This window comes from Nocardioides sp. Z40_12 (assembly GCF_058215795.1).
In genome coordinates this window covers 459,136-473,659 of record NZ_JBZAJA010000001.1, presented here as the reverse complement: position 1 = coordinate 473,659, position 14,524 = coordinate 459,136, and the positions used below count along the sequence as shown (strand labels likewise).

General features: G+C 69.4%; 24 protein-coding genes. 22 read left to right on the top strand and 2 right to left on the bottom strand.

All coding sequences use genetic code 11. The features are described 5' to 3' along the window. The first annotated feature begins 5 nt into the window (after nt 1-5). The 22 genes from rplD to map all read left to right on the top strand — a co-directional run bounded on the left by rplD (nt 6) and on the right by map (nt 11,616). Nucleotides 6-641, top strand: coding sequence for a 50S ribosomal protein L4 (rplD, locus tag AC4BG9_RS02260; protein ID WP_490569451.1), 636 nt, complete (start codon nt 6-8; stop codon nt 639-641). Then, entirely contained in the window at nt 638-943 is a 306-nt protein-coding gene (gene rplW / locus AC4BG9_RS02255; RefSeq protein ID WP_490569450.1) for a 50S ribosomal protein L23, read from the top strand. Before rplD ends, rplW begins: the two co-directional genes overlap by 4 nt. 33 nt (nt 944-976) lie before the next feature. Then, nucleotides 977-1,813: a 50S ribosomal protein L2 gene (gene rplB / locus AC4BG9_RS02250; RefSeq protein WP_490569449.1), complete on the top strand. Its 837-nt coding sequence runs from the start codon at nt 977-979 to the stop codon at nt 1,811-1,813. 18 nt (nt 1,814-1,831) lie between these two features. Beyond that, nucleotides 1,832-2,113 (top strand): 30S ribosomal protein S19, encoded by a 282-nt coding sequence (gene rpsS / locus AC4BG9_RS02245; RefSeq protein ID WP_110182960.1) that lies wholly within the window; start codon nt 1,832-1,834, stop codon nt 2,111-2,113. A 30-nt stretch (nt 2,114-2,143) separates the two neighbouring features. Next, nucleotides 2,144-2,578: a 50S ribosomal protein L22 gene (rplV, locus tag AC4BG9_RS02240; RefSeq protein ID WP_489964670.1), complete on the top strand. Its 435-nt coding sequence runs from the start codon at nt 2,144-2,146 to the stop codon at nt 2,576-2,578. Then, a complete protein-coding gene (gene rpsC, locus AC4BG9_RS02235; protein WP_490569448.1) occupies nt 2,578-3,423 on the top strand; it encodes a 30S ribosomal protein S3 in 846 nt (281 codons plus the stop codon). The genes rplV and rpsC overlap by 1 nt, the downstream gene beginning before the upstream one ends. Nucleotides 3,424-3,428: 5 nt before the next feature. After that, nucleotides 3,429-3,848 carry a 50S ribosomal protein L16 gene (rplP, locus tag AC4BG9_RS02230; RefSeq protein WP_490569447.1) on the top strand — a complete coding sequence of 140 codons (420 nt, stop codon included), beginning with the start codon at nt 3,429-3,431 and terminating at the stop codon, nt 3,846-3,848. Next, entirely contained in the window at nt 3,848-4,096 is a 249-nt protein-coding gene (rpmC, locus tag AC4BG9_RS02225; protein WP_490569446.1) for a 50S ribosomal protein L29, read from the top strand. The genes rplP and rpmC overlap by 1 nt, the downstream gene beginning before the upstream one ends. After that, nucleotides 4,093-4,374: a 30S ribosomal protein S17 gene (rpsQ, locus tag AC4BG9_RS02220; RefSeq protein ID WP_489964674.1), complete on the top strand. Its 282-nt coding sequence runs from the start codon at nt 4,093-4,095 to the stop codon at nt 4,372-4,374. Before rpmC ends, rpsQ begins: the two co-directional genes overlap by 4 nt. A 109-nt stretch (nt 4,375-4,483) precedes the next feature. Then, entirely contained in the window at nt 4,484-4,852 is a 369-nt protein-coding gene (gene rplN / locus AC4BG9_RS02215) for a 50S ribosomal protein L14 (protein ID WP_110182954.1), read from the top strand. Continuing rightward, the gene (gene rplX / locus AC4BG9_RS02210; protein ID WP_490569445.1) at nt 4,852-5,217 is read left to right on the top strand and encodes a 50S ribosomal protein L24; all 366 of its coding nucleotides are present in this window, start codon (nt 4,852-4,854) and stop codon (nt 5,215-5,217) included. Before rplN ends, rplX begins: the two co-directional genes overlap by 1 nt. 1 nt (nt 5,218) lies before the next feature. Beyond that, nucleotides 5,219-5,788 carry a 50S ribosomal protein L5 gene (gene rplE, locus AC4BG9_RS02205; protein WP_490569444.1) on the top strand — a complete coding sequence of 190 codons (570 nt, stop codon included), beginning with the start codon at nt 5,219-5,221 and terminating at the stop codon, nt 5,786-5,788. A 1-nt stretch (nt 5,789) separates the two neighbouring features. Next, nucleotides 5,790-5,975: a type Z 30S ribosomal protein S14 gene (locus tag AC4BG9_RS02200; RefSeq protein ID WP_011757321.1), complete on the top strand. Its 186-nt coding sequence runs from the start codon at nt 5,790-5,792 to the stop codon at nt 5,973-5,975. A 92-nt stretch (nt 5,976-6,067) separates the two neighbouring features. Then, on the top strand, nt 6,068-6,475 hold the full coding sequence (gene rpsH / locus AC4BG9_RS02195) for a 30S ribosomal protein S8 (RefSeq protein WP_490569443.1): 408 nt from the start codon (nt 6,068-6,070) through the stop codon (nt 6,473-6,475). Between the two features lie 27 nt (nt 6,476-6,502). Further along, nucleotides 6,503-7,045 carry a 50S ribosomal protein L6 gene (rplF, locus tag AC4BG9_RS02190; RefSeq protein WP_490569442.1) on the top strand — a complete coding sequence of 181 codons (543 nt, stop codon included), beginning with the start codon at nt 6,503-6,505 and terminating at the stop codon, nt 7,043-7,045. Between the two features lie 3 nt (nt 7,046-7,048). Further along, nucleotides 7,049-7,432: a 50S ribosomal protein L18 gene (gene rplR, locus AC4BG9_RS02185; protein WP_490569441.1), complete on the top strand. Its 384-nt coding sequence runs from the start codon at nt 7,049-7,051 to the stop codon at nt 7,430-7,432. Nucleotides 7,433-7,469: 37 nt separating this feature from the next. Then, the gene (gene rpsE, locus AC4BG9_RS02180; protein ID WP_490569440.1) at nt 7,470-8,072 is read left to right on the top strand and encodes a 30S ribosomal protein S5; all 603 of its coding nucleotides are present in this window, start codon (nt 7,470-7,472) and stop codon (nt 8,070-8,072) included. Next, complete coding sequence (rpmD, locus tag AC4BG9_RS02175) at nt 8,072-8,254, top strand: 50S ribosomal protein L30 (RefSeq protein ID WP_490569439.1); 183 nt, start codon at nt 8,072-8,074, stop codon at nt 8,252-8,254. The genes rpsE and rpmD overlap by 1 nt, the downstream gene beginning before the upstream one ends. Before the next feature lies 1 nt (nt 8,255). After that, nucleotides 8,256-8,696 carry a 50S ribosomal protein L15 gene (rplO, locus tag AC4BG9_RS02170; RefSeq protein ID WP_490569438.1) on the top strand — a complete coding sequence of 147 codons (441 nt, stop codon included), beginning with the start codon at nt 8,256-8,258 and terminating at the stop codon, nt 8,694-8,696. 210 nt (nt 8,697-8,906) lie between these two features. Then, nucleotides 8,907-10,202, top strand: coding sequence for a preprotein translocase subunit SecY (secY, locus tag AC4BG9_RS02165; protein WP_490569437.1), 1,296 nt, complete (start codon nt 8,907-8,909; stop codon nt 10,200-10,202). Further along, nucleotides 10,202-10,774 (top strand): adenylate kinase, encoded by a 573-nt coding sequence (locus AC4BG9_RS02160; protein ID WP_490569436.1) that lies wholly within the window; start codon nt 10,202-10,204, stop codon nt 10,772-10,774. Before secY ends, AC4BG9_RS02160 begins: the two co-directional genes overlap by 1 nt. An 11-nt stretch (nt 10,775-10,785) precedes the next feature. Continuing rightward, nucleotides 10,786-11,616 (top strand): type I methionyl aminopeptidase, encoded by an 831-nt coding sequence (gene map / locus AC4BG9_RS02155; RefSeq protein WP_490569435.1) that lies wholly within the window; start codon nt 10,786-10,788, stop codon nt 11,614-11,616. Between the two features lie 60 nt (nt 11,617-11,676). Here the strand turns inward: map and AC4BG9_RS02150 are convergent, their stop codons facing one another. Together AC4BG9_RS02150 and AC4BG9_RS02145 are read right to left on the bottom strand one after the other, a co-directional pair. Beyond that, nucleotides 11,677-13,125, bottom strand: coding sequence for a serine/threonine-protein kinase (locus AC4BG9_RS02150; RefSeq protein WP_490569434.1), 1,449 nt, complete (start codon nt 13,123-13,125; stop codon nt 11,677-11,679). Then, nucleotides 13,122-14,405, bottom strand: a complete 1,284-nt coding sequence (locus tag AC4BG9_RS02145) for an FHA domain-containing protein (RefSeq protein WP_490569433.1) — start codon at nt 14,403-14,405, stop codon at nt 13,122-13,124. The genes AC4BG9_RS02150 and AC4BG9_RS02145 overlap by 4 nt, the downstream gene beginning before the upstream one ends. Nucleotides 14,406-14,524: the final 119 nt, after the last annotated feature.

The window sequence follows — 14,524 nt, the reverse complement described above, 5'->3', positions numbered from 1 at the left end:
GCGCCATGGCTACCAAGACCGTGAAGGTCGATCTCCCCAAGGAGATCTTCGACGTCGAGGTCAACGTCCCGCTGATCCACCAGGTCGTCGTGGCCCAGCAGGCCGCTGCTCGCCAGGGCACGCACGCCACCAAGACCCGCGGTGAAGTCCGCGGTGGTGGCCGCAAGCCCTACAAGCAGAAGGGCACCGGCCGGGCCCGTCAGGGCTCGACCCGCGCGCCGCAGTTCGCCGGCGGTGGCGTGGTGCACGGCCCCCAGCCGCGCTCCTACGACCAGCGGACCCCCAAGAAGATGAAGGCCGCCGCGCTGCGCGGTGCCCTCTCCGACCGGGCCCGCAACGGACGCATCCACGTGGTCGACGGCCTGGTGTCGGGCGACAAGCCCTCCACCAAGCTCGCCCTGGCCGCGCTCTCCGCGCTGACCGACCGGGCCCGCTACCTGCTGGTCCTCGAGCGCAGCGACTCCCTGACCTGGCTCTCGCTGCGCAACGCGCCGCAGGTGCACATCGTGGCGGTCGACCAGCTCAACACCTACGACGTGCTGGCCGCCGACGACGTGGTCTTCACCAAGGGTGCCTACGACGCGTTCGTCGCCGTTGCGCCCAAGGCTTCGTCGAAGAAGGCCGAGGAGGACCAGAAGTGAGCACGCTGCACAAGGACCACCGCGACGTCCTGATCGCCCCGGTCGTGTCCGAGAAGAGCTACAGCCTCCTCGACGCGAACAAGTACACCTTCCTCGTCCACCCGGACGCGAACAAGACCGAGATCAAGATCGCGGTCGAGAAGGTGTTCAACGTCAAGGTGACGTCGGTCAACACGCTCAACCGCTCGGGCAAGACGCGTCGTACGCGCAACGGTCTGGGCAAGCGCAAGGACACCAAGCGCGCCATCGTCAGCCTCGCTGAGGGTCACCGCATCGACATCTTCGGGGGTCCGGTCAGCTGACCGGGCACTGAAGGCGAAGAATTAGGACTGAGAATGGCTATCCGCAAGTACAAGCCGACCACCCCGGGCCGTCGTGGCTCCTCGGTGGCCGACTTCGTCGAGATCACCCGGACCACGCCGGAGAAGTCGCTGACCCGTCCGCTGCCCAAGAAGGGCGGTCGCAACAACCAGGGACGCATCACCACGCGTCACCAGGGTGGCGGCCACAAGCGGGCCTACCGGATCATCGACTTCCGCCGCTACGACAAGGACGGCGTGCCGGCCAAGGTCGCTCACATCGAGTACGACCCCAACCGCACCGCGCGCATCGCCCTGCTGCACTACGCCGACGGCGAGAAGCGCTACATCATCGCGCCCAAGGACCTCACCCAGGGGACCCCGGTGGAGAGCGGTGTCGGCGCCGACATCAAGCCCGGCAACAACCTGCCGCTGCGCAACATCCCCGTCGGTACCACCATCCACTGCGTGGAGCTGCGTCCGGGCGGAGGCGCCAAGATCGCCCGCTCGGCCGGCATCTCGGCCCAGCTCGTCGCCAAGGAGGGCTCGCGCGCGACGCTGCGTCTGCCCTCCGGTGAGATGCGGTTCGTGGACGTCCGCTGCCGCGCCACCGTCGGCGAGGTCGGCAACGCCGAGCAGTCGAACATCAACTGGGGCAAGGCCGGCCGGATGCGCTGGAAGGGCCGTCGCCCCACCGTCCGCGGTGTCGTCATGAACCCGGTCGACCACCCGCACGGTGGTGGAGAGGGCAAGACCTCGGGTGGACGTCACCCGGTGTCCCCCTGGGGCAAGCCCGAGGGTCGCACGCGCAAGCGCAAGGCCTCCGACTCCCAGATCATCCGCCGCCGCAAGTCCGGCAAGAACAAGCGCTGAGGATAGGACGAGAGACAGATGCCTCGCAGCCTGAAGAAGGGCCCCTTCGTCGACGACCACCTGATGAAGAAGGTGGATGCCGAGAACGACAAGGGCAGCCACAACGTCATCAAGACCTGGTCCCGGCGTTCGATGATCGTCCCCGCGATGATCGGCCACACGATCGCCGTGCACGACGGTCGCAAGCATGTTCCCGTCTTCGTGACCGACTCGATGGTCGGCCACAAGCTCGGTGAGTTTGCCCCCACCCGCACCTACCGCGGGCACGTGAAGGAAGACCGGAAGGGTCGCCGCCGCTGACGCGGGGCGAGCCATAGGAGATATACAGCCATGAGCGTTACTGAGCGCAGGCGCACGAGCGCCCGTCGCGAGTCGCTGCTCGGCGACCAGCCGGGAGCCTTCGCGAGCGCGCGTTACGTACGAATCACCCCGATGAAGGCTCGCCGTGTCGTCGACATGGTCCGCGGCCTTCCCGTCGACGAGGCCCTGGCCCTGCTGCAGTTCGCGCCGCAGGCCGCCTCGGAGACCGTCTACAAGGTGCTGGAGAGCGCCATCGCCAACGCGGGCACCGTCGAGGGCCTCGCCACCGGCGACCTGGTCGTCTCGGTGGCCATGGTCGACGAGGGCCCCACCATGAAGCGCTGGCGCCCGCGTGCGCAGGGTCGTGCGACCCGCATCAACAAGCGCACCAGCCACATCACGCTGGCGGTCCAGCCGGCCGATGTCGTCGACGCCTCCAAGGCACGGAAGGGCGGTTCCAAGTAATGGGCCAGAAGATCAACCCGAACGGCTTCCGCCTCGGCATCTCCACGGACCACAAGTCCCGCTGGTACGCCGACAAGCTCTACAAGTCCTACGTCGGCGAGGACGTCGCGATCCGCAAGCTGCTCTCCAAGGGCATGGAGCGGGCCGGCATCTCCAAGGTCGAGATCGAGCGCACCCGTGACCGGGTCCGGGTGGACATCCACACGGCCCGCCCGGGCATCGTGATCGGCCGCCGCGGCGCCGAGGCCGACCGCATCCGCGGAGAGCTCGAGAAGCTGACCGGCAAGCAGGTCCAGCTCAACATCCTCGAGGTCAAGAGCCCGGAGGTCGACGCACAGCTGGTCGCCCAGGGTGTCGCCGAGCAGCTCTCGGGCCGGGTGCAGTTCCGCCGGGCCATGCGCAAGGCGATGCAGACCTCGATGCGCTCCGGTGCCAAGGGCATCCGGATCCAGTGCTCGGGCCGGCTCAACGGGGCCGAGATGTCGCGCACCGAGTTCTACCGCGAGGGCCGGGTGCCGCTGCACACGCTCCGCGCCGACATCGACTACGGCTTCTACGAGGCCCGCACGACCTTCGGCCGCATCGGCGTCAAGGTCTGGATCTACAAGGGTGAGGTCTCCGGCAGCCGTGCCGAGCGCCAGGCCCAGCAGGCCGCCCGCGCCGGTGCCCCCGGTCGCGGTGGCCGTCCCGCCCGTGGCGCCGACCGCCCGAGCCGTGGCTCGCGCGGCGACCGCGCTCCCCGCTCCGACGCCGCCCCCTCGGAGGCCACCGCCAACGCTGTCGCGTCGGCCGAGGCCACCGGTCAGGCTGCGGCCGAGGCGCCCAGCACCGGACAGGAGGGCTGACCCCCATGTTGATGCCCCGTCGTGTCAAGCACCGCAAGCAGCACCACCCCAAGAGGACCGGTGCGGCTAAGGGTGGCACGAAGCTCGCCTTCGGCGACTTCGGCATCCAGGCGATCGAGGGTCACTACGTCACGAACCGACAGATCGAGTCGGCTCGTATCGCCATGACCCGGCACATCAAGCGTGGCGGGAAGGTGTGGATCAACATCTACCCCGACCGCCCGCTGACCAAGAAGCCCGCTGAGACCCGCATGGGGTCCGGCAAGGGTTCTCCCGAGTGGTGGGTGGCGAACGTCAAGCCCGGCCGCGTCATGTTCGAACTTTCCGGTGTCACCGAGGACGTCGCTCGCGAGGCCATGCGCCGCGCGATGCACAAGCTCCCGATGAAGTGCCGGTTCATCTCCCGCGAGGCTGGTGAATTCTGATGAGCGACAAGCTGAGCGCCTCGGCGCTGGACGAGCTGAGCGCGACCGACCTCGAGGGCCGGCTGCGCGAGGCCAAGGAGGAGCTTTTCAACCTCCGTTTCCAGGCTGCCACGGGGCAGCTGGAGAGCCACGGCCGTCTGCGCACGGTCAAGAAGGACATCGCCCGGATCTACACCGTGGTGCGTGAGCGCGAGCTCGGCATCCGGACCGCGCCGGGCGCCGAGAGCAAGGAAGAGGCCACCGCATGAGCCAGAACGACACCGCGGTCGAGGCTGCACGCAACGCCCGCAAGGTCCGTGAGGGCCTGGTCCTGAGCGACAAGATGGACAAGACCGTCGTGGTCTCCGTCGAGGACCGGGTCAAGCACGCCCTCTACGGCAAGGTCATGCGCCGCACCTCCAAGCTCAAGGCGCACGACGAGGCCAACGAGTGCGGCATCGGTGACCGGGTCCTGATCATGGAGACCCGCCCCCTGTCGGCGACCAAGCGCTGGCGCGTCATCCAGGTCCTCGAGAAGGCCAAGTGACCCCGGGGTCGTCGCGGACGGCCCCTGATCTTCCCAACATCAGTTCGGCAAGGCTCGCCGGGACCCGAGAGGGTCGGGCGAGAACCGGCTCGACAACCAGGAGAAACCAATGATCCAGCAGGAGTCGCGGCTCAAGGTCGCCGACAACACCGGTGCGAAGGAGATCCTCTGCATCCGTGTTCTCGGTGGCTCGGGTCGTCGCTACGCCGGCATCGGCGACACCATCGTCGCCACCGTCAAGGACGCGATCCCCGGTGGCAACGTCAAGAAGGGTGACGTCGTGAAGGCCGTCGTCGTGCGCACCGTCAAGGAGCGCCGTCGCGCGGACGGCTCGTACATCCGCTTCGACGAGAACGCCGCCGTCATCCTCAAGAACGACGGTGAGCCGCGCGGTACCCGCATCTTCGGTCCGGTGGGCCGCGAGCTGCGCGAGAAGAAGTTCATGAAGATCATCTCTCTCGCACCGGAGGTGCTGTGATGGCCAAGAAGTCGCCGAGCCTGAACATCAAGAAGGGTGACACCGTCAAGGTGATCGCCGGCAAGGACAAGGGTGCCCAGGGCAAGGTCATCCGCGTGCTCCGCGAGGAGCAGCGGGTGATCGTCGAGGGTGTCAACCGCATGAAGCGCCACACCAAGGTCGTCAACTCCGGCTCCGGGAGCACCGGCGGCATCATCACCGCCGAGGCCCCCATCCACGTCTCCAACGTGATGCTGGTCGAGGACGACGGCGTGACCCGCGTCGGCTTCCGCCGCGACGAGGTCACCAAGCGTCGTGGCGACGGCTCGACCTACACGGCCGAGCGCAGCGTCCGCGTGTCGCGCCGGACCGGGAAGGAAATCTGAGATGACGCAGACTGCCCCTGAGAGCGCGTCGCCGCGCTTCAAGACCCGCTACCGCGAGGAGATCCTCCCCGCGCTGCAGTCCGAGTTCGACATCAAGAACGTCATGCAGGTGCCCGGCCTGACCAAGATCGTGGTCAACATGGGTGTCGGCGAGGCGGCCCGCGACTCCAAGCTGATCGAGGGCGCGATCAAGGACCTGACCGCCATCACCGGCCAGAAGCCGATGGTGACCAAGGCCCGCAAGTCGATCGCCCAGTTCAAGCTGCGCGAGGGCATGCCGATCGGTGCCCACGTCACCCTGCGCGGCGACCGGATGTGGGAGTTCCTCGACCGGCTGCTGTCCCTGGCCCTGCCCCGCATCCGGGACTTCCGCGGCCTCTCGCCCAAGCAGTTCGACGGGCGCGGGAACTACACCTTCGGGCTCACCGAGCAGGTGATGTTCCACGAGATCGACCAGGACAAGATCGACAGGTCGCGCGGGATGGACATCACCGTGGTGACCACGGCGACCAACGACGACGAGGGCCGCGCGCTGCTCAAGCAGCTCGGCTTCCCGTTCAAGGAGAACTGACATGGCGAAGACTGCTCTGAAGGTGAAGGCGGCCCGCAAGCCGAAGTTCGCCGTCCGTGGCTACACCCGCTGCCAGCGCTGCGGCCGGCCCAAGGCCGTCTACCGGAAGTTCGGCCTCTGCCGCATCTGCCTGCGGGAGATGGCGCACCGGGGCGAGCTGCCCGGTGTGACCAAGTCCTCCTGGTGACGTCCTCCACTGCCAACAACCAACCGCTGAAGGTCGGTCCCTCCCTCCGGGAGCAGGGACCGAAACCACAGGAAGAAAGGGCCTGACCGGCCATGACGATGACTGACCCGATCGCAGACATGCTCACGCGTCTGCGCAACGCCAACCAGGCGTACCACGACGCGGTGTCGATGCCTTACAGCAAGCTGAAGGCCGGCGTCGCGGAGATCCTCCAGCAGGAGGGCTACATCACCTCCTACGACGTGAAGGAGCCGGCTGAGGGCGAGGTGGGCAAGACGCTCAACATCACCCTCAAGTACGGCCGCAACCGCGAGCGCTCCATCGCCGGAGTGCGCCGCGTCAGCAAGCCCGGCCTCCGGGTCTACGCCAAGAGCACCGGCCTGCCCAAGGTCCTCGGCGGACTCGGCGTCGCGATCATCTCCACCAGCCAGGGCCTGCTGACCGACCGCCAGGCCAACCAGAAGGGCGTGGGTGGGGAAGTCCTCGCCTACGTCTGGTAACGACGAGACCGAAGGAGGACTCAGACAATGTCACGCATTGGCAAGCTCCCAATCACGGTCCCGTCCGGCGTGGACGTGCAGATCGACGACACGCTCGTGACCGTGAAGGGCCCCAAGGGCACCCTCTCGCACAACATCGCCCGGCCGATCACGGTCGACAAGGGCGAGGACGGCGTGCTCGAGGTCAAGCGGCCCGACGACCACCGCGAGAGCCGCTCGCTGCACGGCCTGACCCGCACCCTGATCAATAACATGGTCGTCGGTGTCACCGAGGGCTACGAGAAGAAGCTCGAGATCGTCGGCGTCGGCTACCGGGTCCTGCCCAAGAGCCCGACGCAGCTGGAGTTCCAGCTCGGCTTCTCCCACCCCGTCATCGTGGACGCCCCCGAGGGGATCACGTTCAACGTCGAGGGACCCACCAAGTTCGGTGTGGCCGGGATCGACAAGCAGCTGGTCGGAGAGACCGCTGCCAACATCCGCAAGCTCCGCAAGCCTGAGCCCTACAAGGGCAAGGGCGTTCGCTACGCCGGCGAGCAGATCCGCCGCAAGGTCGGAAAGGCTGGTAAGTGAGTCATGGCTATCTCGCTGTCGAACAACAAGCACACGTCCGGTCGTGTCCGGGCGCGTCTGCGCCGCCAGATGCGTGGTCGCAAGCGCATCTCGGGCACCGCTGAGCGCCCGCGTCTGGTGGTGACCCGGTCGGCCAAGCACATCAGCGTGCAGGTGGTCGACGACCTGGTCGGCAAGACGCTGGCCTACGCCTCGACCATGGAGGCCGACGTGCGCTCCGTGGACGGGGACAAGACCGCGAAGGCGAAGAAGGTCGGTGAGCTGGTCGCCCAGCGCGCCAAGGCCGCCGGGGTCGACGGCGTGGTCTTCGACCGCGCCGGCAACAAGTACCACGGTCGCGTCGCGGCCCTGGCAGACGCCGCCCGCGAGGGCGGGCTGGCCTTCTGATCGCACGGACAAGCAAGAGAGAGAAGAGGAAAGTCTCATGAGCGGAGCCCAGCGCGGTCAGCGCAGTGGCGAGCGCCAGTCCGGAGGCCGCAATCGTGACGGCCGCCGCGACCAGAGCGCGGACAAGACCGCCTACATCGAGCGCGTCGTTGCGATCAACCGTGTCGCCAAGGTCGTCAAGGGTGGTCGTCGCTTCAGCTTCACCGCCCTGGTGATCGTCGGTGACGGTGAGGGTCTGGTCGGCGTCGGCTACGGCAAGGCGAAGGAAGTTCCCGCGGCGATCGCCAAGGGTGTCGAGGAGGCCAAGAAGCACTTCTTCAAGGTCCCCCGCATCCAGGGCACGATCCCGCACCCGGTCCAGGGCGAGAAGGCGGCCGGTGTCGTGCTGCTGCGTCCGGCGGCCCCCGGTACCGGTGTCATCGCCGGTGGCCCGGTGCGTGCGGTGCTCGAGTGCGCGGGGATCCACGACGTGCTCAGCAAGTCGCTGGGGTCGTCCAACCAGATCAACATCGTGCACGCCACCGTCGAGGCCCTCCGGATGCTCGAGGAGCCCGAGGCCGTGGCTGCCCGTCGTGGTCTGACCGTCGAGCAGGTCACCCCGGCGGCGATCCTGAGGGCTCGTGCGGAGGTGGCCTCCTGATGGCACAGCTGAAGGTCCAGCAGAAGCGCGGACTGGTCGGCATCAAGGCCAACCAGCGCGAGACGCTGCGCACGCTCGGTCTGAAGCGGATCGGCGACGTCGTGGTCAAGGAGGACCGCCCCGAGATCCGGGGCATGGTCAACACTGTCCGTCACCTGGTGACGGTTGAGGAGGTGGAGTGAGATGACGCTCAAGCTGCACCACCTGCGGCCGGCTCCCGGCGCCAAGACCGCCAAGACCCGTGTGGGTCGCGGTGAGGCCTCGAAGGGCAAGACCTCCGGTCGCGGTACCAAGGGAACCAAGGCCCGCTACCAGGTCCCGGTCGCCTTCGAGGGTGGCCAGATGCCGATCCACATGCGGCTCCCCAAGCTGAAGGGGTTCAAGAACCCGTTCAAGGTGGAGTTCCAGGTCGTCAACCTCGACAAGCTCGGCGAGCTCTTCCCCGAGGGTGGCACCGTCACCGTCGAGGACCTGGTCGCCAAGGGTGCCGTCCGCAAGGGCCACCCGGTCAAGGTCCTGGGTCAGGGCGAGATCTCGGTCAAGGTCCAGGTGACCGCGAACGCGTTCTCCGGCTCGGCCAAGCAGAAGATCGAGGCTGCCGGCGGCAGCACCACGCTGGCCTGAGCAGCACGCTGCGCACGGGGCTCGTCCCGGCCGTCCACGGACGGCGGTGACGGGCCCCGTGCTCGTGCATCACGGTGATGATGCTGCTGTTAGGCTCTCCCGGGTCCTCGTGACGCGTGCCTCGAGCCTCGCTCGTACGCCCGTGTCCAGGCCCACGTCCCGGGCGTCGGGCTCGTCCCGACCCCAGACCCAGCTGAGAAAGAGGAACCAGTGCTAGGCGCGTTCGCCAATGCTTTCCGGACGCCGGACCTACGGCGCAAGCTGCTGTTCGTCCTGCTGATCCTGACGCTCTTCCGACTCGGCTCCCAGGTCCCCGCCCCGGGCGTCCACGTCGCCAACGTCCAGTCGTGCCTCGCGGCCGTCGAGGACCAGGGCATCTACAACCTGATCAACATGTTCTCCGGGGGCGCGCTCCTGCAGCTGACGATCTTCGCGCTCGGGATCATGCCGTACATCACCGCCAGCATCATCCTGCAGCTCCTCGTCGTGGTGATCCCACGGCTCGAGGCGCTGAAGAAGGAGGGCCAGGCGGGCCAGACGAAGATCACGCAGTACACCCGCTACCTCACCCTCGGGCTGGCGCTGCTGCAGGCGACCGGCATCGTCGCCCTCGCGCGCTCGGGGAACCTGATCCAGGGCTGCGCGGAGCCGCTGCTGCACAGCGACAGCACCGGCACCTTCCTGATCATGGTCATCACCATGACCGCCGGCACCGCCGTCATCATGTGGCTCGGCGAGCTGATCACCGACCGCGGCATCGGCAACGGCATGTCGCTGCTGATCTTCGCCCAGGTCGTCGCCACCTTCCCGGGCTCGATGTGGCAGGTCCAGGTGACGAAGGGCTGGGTCACCTTCGGCATCGTGATGGTCATCGGCCTGGCGATCGTGGCCGGCGTCATCTTCATCGAGCAGGCGCAGCGACGCATCCCGGTGCAGTACGCGCGCCGCATGGTGGGGCGCAAGATGTTCGGCGGCTCCTCGACCTACATCCCCCTGAAGGTCAACCAGGCCGGGATCATCCCGGTCATCTTCGCCTCGTCGCTGCTGTACCTCCCCGCGATGGCGGTGCAGTTCAACGACAACACCAGCAACCCGGTGCTCCGGTTCATCAACCGGTACTACGTCAACGGTGACCACCCGCTCTACATGGCCACCTACTTCCTGATGATCATCTTCTTCACGTACTTCTACGTGTCGATCACGTTCAACCCCCAGGAAGTGGCCGACAACATGAAGAAGTACGGCGGCTTCATCCCCGGGATCCGGGCCGGGAAGCCGACCGAGTCCTACCTGTCCTACGTGCTGTCCAGGATCACCTTCCCGGGCGCCCTCTACCTCGGCCTCATCTCGCTGATCCCGTTGATCGCGCTGGCACTGATCGGTGCCAACCAGAACTTCCCGTTCGGCGGCACCTCCATCCTGATCATGGTGGGCGTCGCGCTGGACACGGTGAAGCAGATCGAGAGCCAGCTCCAGCAGCGCAACTACGAAGGGTTCCTCAGCTGATGCGCCTGATCATCATGGGACCGCCCGGGGCCGGGAAGGGCACCCAGGCGAAGTTCATCGCGGAGCGGTTCTCCGTGCCGGCGATCTCCACGGGAGACATCTTCCGGGCCAACGTCTCGGCCGGCACCCCGCTGGGCCTCGAGGCCCAGCGCTACATGGACGCCGGGGAGTACGTGCCCGACGAGGTCACCAACGAGATGGTGCGCAACAGGATCGCCGAGGACGACGCGGTCGACGGGTTCCTCCTCGACGGCTACCCGCGGACGCTGGCCCAGGTCGAGGAGCTCGAGGGGATGCTCTCGGCGCAGCAGCACTCGCTCGACGCCGTGGTCGTCCTGACGGTCGACGCCGAGGAGATCGTCCAGCGACTGCTGCAGCGGGCCCAGATCGAGGGCCGCCCCGACGACACCGAAGAGGTCATCCGGCGTCGGCAGGAGGTCTACGTCGAGCAGACCGCGCCCCTCATCGACGTCTACCGCAGCCGCGGCCTCCTGGTGGAGGTCGACGGCATGGGCGAGGTCTCCGAGGTCACCGCGCGGGTGCTGGACGCCCTCGACCCGCCCCAGGACTGAGTCGCGCGCTCATGGGCTTCCGTGACCGGGGCATCGAGCTCAAGACACCGGAGCAGATCGAGGCGATGAGGGTCGCCGGGCTGCTGGTCGGCCGGACCCTGGAGCTGCTCCGCTCCTCGGTGCGCGCCGGGATCAGCACGCTCGAGCTCGACGCGATCGCCGAGGACCACATCCGGTCAGCGGGCGGGGTGCCCTCCTTCAAGGGCTACAGCCAGCCGCCGTTCCCGGGCACCATCTGCGCCTCGGTCAACGACGAGGTCGTGCACGGCATCCCGGGTGGGCGCACCCTCGTCGAGGGGGACGTCGTCTCCATCGACTGCGGCGCGATCGTCGACGGCTGGCACGGCGACGCCGCCATCACCGTGGCGGTGGGGGAGGTGCCCGCCGACGTGGCCCAGCTGCTCGAGGTCACCCAGGAGAGCCTGTGGCGGGGCATCGCCGCCGCGCGCCTGGGCGGCCGGGTCAGCGACATCTCGCACGCGATCGAGTCCTTCGTCCGCTCGCGCGGCGACTACGGCATCCTCGAGGACTACACCGGTCACGGCATCGGCACCCAGATGCACCAGCCGCCCGACGTGCCCAACTACGGTCGACCCGGCCGGGGGCCGAAGCTGGTGCGCGGCCTGGCCCTGGCCGTCGAGCCGATGCTCACCCTCGGCACCAAGGAGACCGAGCTCGAGGAGGACGAGTGGACGGTCGTCACCGCCGACGGCTCCCTGGCCGCGCACTTCGAGCACACCTTCACCCTCACCCCCGAGGGCGCCTGGGTGCTGACCGCCCTGGACGGCGGGGAGCAGCAGCTGGCCGAGCTGGGCGTCCCCTTCGGCGGGCGCCCGGACTGACCTGATCCGCCTGACCTGCCCCCGCCCGGCGTGGTCTGTGGCTTCGATCCGGCCCGGGGCTCAGCCGCAGTCGCGGCCCGCGGGCGAGGACGCGCCGTCGCGCTCCAGCGAGACCTGGAGGCAGGCCCGCTGGGGAGTGCGCAGCACGAGGCTGTCCTTGCGGGTGCTGCGGTACTCGTCGCGCTCGACGAGGTAGAGCCGCCACTTGTCGCCCTTCTCGAGCTCCCCGGCGACGCTCCAGCTGAACCGGACGCCCTCGGGGACGCGCTCCGCCCGCACGGTGGGCGGCTGGTCCAGCACTCCCGGCAGCAGCACCGGGGTGGTGGCCGGCGGGGCCGTGGGGACGGCACCCGCCTCGGGCTCGCGGTCGCCGCGCAGCGTCAGCCCGGCCACCACGGCGACCACGGCGACGACCGCGGCGACGGTCCACACGGCGTTCGTGACGGCGCTGCGCCCGGTGGGGCGCTCGCCGGTGAGCGAGGTGGCACGCTCCTGGGAGGGGCGGGACTGCCGTGCCTCGGACACTGGCGTGCCGGCGGTGACCACGGTGACCGGCTTCATCACCGTGTGGTCCTCGGTGGCGGGGGACACGGCTCCGGGCGCGACAGCGGTCGGAGTCCTGGGCAACGCCGTGGCCTCGTCGGAGCGGTCGCCCTCCACGGCGACCGCGGTGCGCGGGAAGCCGGCGTCGCTCTCGATCCGCTGCAGGGCCCGGGCCAGGTCCAGGGCGGTCCGCGGCCGGTGGTCGGGGTTCTTGGCCAGGCACTGCTGGAGCAGGCGGTCCAGGGCCGGGGGGACGTCGGGACGCTGGGTGGCGGGAGCCGCCGCGTGCAGGATGCGGGCGCTCAGCGCGCGGGTGGAGTTGTCCCCGTTCGGGACCGAGAACGGGGAGCGGCCCACCAGGAGGTGCCAGATGGTGGCGCCGAGGGAGTAGACGTCGGAGGCCACCGAGCCGTTGGAGCGCCCGTCGAGCATCTCCGGGGGAGACCACGGGTAGGAGATCCGGACGTCGTTGTCGCCGTCGACGTCCTGGACGTGGCCGGCGATGCCGAAGTCGGTCAGGGCGGGCTCGTGGTAGGTGGTCACCAGCACGTTGCTGGGCTTGATGTCGCGGTGCAGGATGCCGGATCGGTGGGCCGTCTCGATCGCGCTGGCCAGCTTGATCCCGGTCGCCACGGCCTCCATCGGCGGCATCGGGTTGGCGCGCACCCGCACCCCGAGGTCGGGGGGCGGGCAGTAGCGCATCACCAGGAACGGGCGGCCACCGTCCTCGGTGATGCCGGCGGTGAGCACCGAGACGATGTAGGGGTGGTCGGCCAGCCGGGCCATCGCGTTGGCCTCCGCGGCGAACAGCGACTTCTCGCGGTCGGTGAGCGGGACGTCGGGCCGCACCACCTTGACCGCGACCCGCTGGCGCGGCCACTCCTGCTCGTAGAGGAACACGTCGGCGAAGCCGCCGCTGCCCAGGTGCTCCACGAAGGTGAAGCCGGGCAGGTACGGGGCGCTCACCGGGTGCCTGCGCTCTCGCCGGACCCGGCCTCGGGGCCGACCTCGAAGCGGACCTCGTAGGTGTCGGCGAGATCGAGCACGTGACCGGGCTCCAGGACGTAGGGCTGGTCCGGGACCATCCGGACCGGGGCCTGGCCCGGGGCCCGGAGGGTGGTCCCGCCTCGGGAGCCGAGGTCGCGGGCGACCACCTGCCAGCCCTCCACCGCCAGGTGCAGGTGCATCCGGGAGACGAAGCCACGGTCGGTGGGCACGGTCACCAGGTGCGGCCACTCGCCGGGAGCCGGCAGCGGCTGGGGGCGACGCCCCAGCACCACGCCCCGGTCGAGCGGCACCACCTCGCCGGTCGCCAGGCGCAGTCCGCCCAGGACCGGCCGGGGGACCCGCTGCGGGTGCTGGGGAGCCACCTGGCTGCGGCAGACGCGGCACAGCGCCTGGGTCGGGGGAGTGAGGTGGCCGGCAGGGCACCACACGGCGTCGACGGTCTCGACCAGGCCGGTGGCCACGAGGTGGTCGGGGCGGAAGACGGTGGAGCCGTCGTGGTCCATCTGGCCGGCCGGTGCGGGGTCGCGCGGGCCGGTCTCGGGATCGCGCGGGCCGGTCTCGGGGTCGCGCGGGCCGGTCTCGGGTCCGGGCTCCGGGGCGGCGCCGGGCTGCTCCGGGCCGGGCTCGGTCTCGGACTGGGGGAGCGGTGCGGCCTCGGTGGCAGCGGCGGTGGCGGCGTGCAGCGCCATCACGGCAGGGTCGGGTTCGGTGGTCTCCCGGGCCGTGGAGTCGGCCGGGTGCCGGCGACGGACCGACGGCTGCCGCGGCGGGGGACCGTCGGGCCCCTTGGCCAGCAGGATCTCCGTCGGGATGCCGTCGATGAGCCCGGCAGCCGGCACCGCCTGCGCCGCGCGGGGCGCAGCGGCGCGGCAGACCTCGGCGGAGTCGGCTGCCGCGACGCCGCCGACGAGGCGCCGGGTCGGCCGGTCGGGCGTACCGCCGAGCGTCAGCTCGAAGCCGGAGTCGGTGGCCCGGGCGACGCCGGTGCCGCGGGTGACCTGGGCCTGGGACGAGGAGCCGGGGTCGTGGCGCAGGTCGACCAGGGCGAGTGCGGGCACCCGGCCGGCGAAGGCGCGGTCCACCACCTCGAGCACCCGCGCCGCGGGGTCGGCGGTGCCCAGGGCCTCCCACAGCTCCTCCACGACGCCCTCGTCGCGGGGGTCGGTGAGCAGCAGCCAGTGGTCGCGGGAGCCCATCAACAGGCCGCTGCCGACGGCATACCTGGTCTCCTGGACCACGTGCCCCCTCCTTCCGTGTCCCGACATCATGATGGCGGACCGCCTGGTGGCGGACCGCACTGCGTCCATGATGGCACCGGTGTCGTCCCGATCACGTAGTCTCACCCCTCGAAGTGCGT

What these genes read in the sequence shown, in the direction of transcription:
- rplX (WP_490569445.1), top strand. Translation starts at nt 4,852, where the DNA reads ATGGCCAAGAAGTCGCCGAGCCTGAACATCAAGAAGGGTGACACCGTC.
- rplV (WP_489964670.1), top strand. Translation starts at nt 2,144, where the DNA reads ATGAGCGTTACTGAGCGCAGGCGCACGAGCGCCCGTCGCGAGTCGCTG.
- AC4BG9_RS02160 (WP_490569436.1), top strand. Translation starts at nt 10,202, where the DNA reads ATGCGCCTGATCATCATGGGACCGCCCGGGGCCGGGAAGGGCACCCAG.
- rplR (WP_490569441.1), top strand. Translation starts at nt 7,049, where the DNA reads ATGGCTATCTCGCTGTCGAACAACAAGCACACGTCCGGTCGTGTCCGG.
- rplE (WP_490569444.1), top strand. Translation starts at nt 5,219, where the DNA reads ATGACGCAGACTGCCCCTGAGAGCGCGTCGCCGCGCTTCAAGACCCGC.
- map (WP_490569435.1), top strand. Translation starts at nt 10,786, where the DNA reads ATGGGCTTCCGTGACCGGGGCATCGAGCTCAAGACACCGGAGCAGATC.
- rplD (WP_490569451.1), top strand. Translation starts at nt 6, where the DNA reads ATGGCTACCAAGACCGTGAAGGTCGATCTCCCCAAGGAGATCTTCGAC.
- rpsS (WP_110182960.1), top strand. Translation starts at nt 1,832, where the DNA reads ATGCCTCGCAGCCTGAAGAAGGGCCCCTTCGTCGACGACCACCTGATG.
- rplN (WP_110182954.1), top strand. Translation starts at nt 4,484, where the DNA reads ATGATCCAGCAGGAGTCGCGGCTCAAGGTCGCCGACAACACCGGTGCG.
- rplO (WP_490569438.1), top strand. Translation starts at nt 8,256, where the DNA reads ATGACGCTCAAGCTGCACCACCTGCGGCCGGCTCCCGGCGCCAAGACC.
- rpmD (WP_490569439.1), top strand. Translation starts at nt 8,072, where the DNA reads ATGGCACAGCTGAAGGTCCAGCAGAAGCGCGGACTGGTCGGCATCAAG.
- rplB (WP_490569449.1), top strand. Translation starts at nt 977, where the DNA reads ATGGCTATCCGCAAGTACAAGCCGACCACCCCGGGCCGTCGTGGCTCC.
- AC4BG9_RS02200 (WP_011757321.1), top strand. Translation starts at nt 5,790, where the DNA reads ATGGCGAAGACTGCTCTGAAGGTGAAGGCGGCCCGCAAGCCGAAGTTC.
- rplF (WP_490569442.1), top strand. Translation starts at nt 6,503, where the DNA reads ATGTCACGCATTGGCAAGCTCCCAATCACGGTCCCGTCCGGCGTGGAC.
- rpmC (WP_490569446.1), top strand. Translation starts at nt 3,848, where the DNA reads ATGAGCGACAAGCTGAGCGCCTCGGCGCTGGACGAGCTGAGCGCGACC.
- rpsE (WP_490569440.1), top strand. Translation starts at nt 7,470, where the DNA reads ATGAGCGGAGCCCAGCGCGGTCAGCGCAGTGGCGAGCGCCAGTCCGGA.
- rpsC (WP_490569448.1), top strand. Translation starts at nt 2,578, where the DNA reads ATGGGCCAGAAGATCAACCCGAACGGCTTCCGCCTCGGCATCTCCACG.
- rplP (WP_490569447.1), top strand. Translation starts at nt 3,429, where the DNA reads ATGTTGATGCCCCGTCGTGTCAAGCACCGCAAGCAGCACCACCCCAAG.
- rpsQ (WP_489964674.1), top strand. Translation starts at nt 4,093, where the DNA reads ATGAGCCAGAACGACACCGCGGTCGAGGCTGCACGCAACGCCCGCAAG.
- rpsH (WP_490569443.1), top strand. Translation starts at nt 6,068, where the DNA reads ATGACGATGACTGACCCGATCGCAGACATGCTCACGCGTCTGCGCAAC.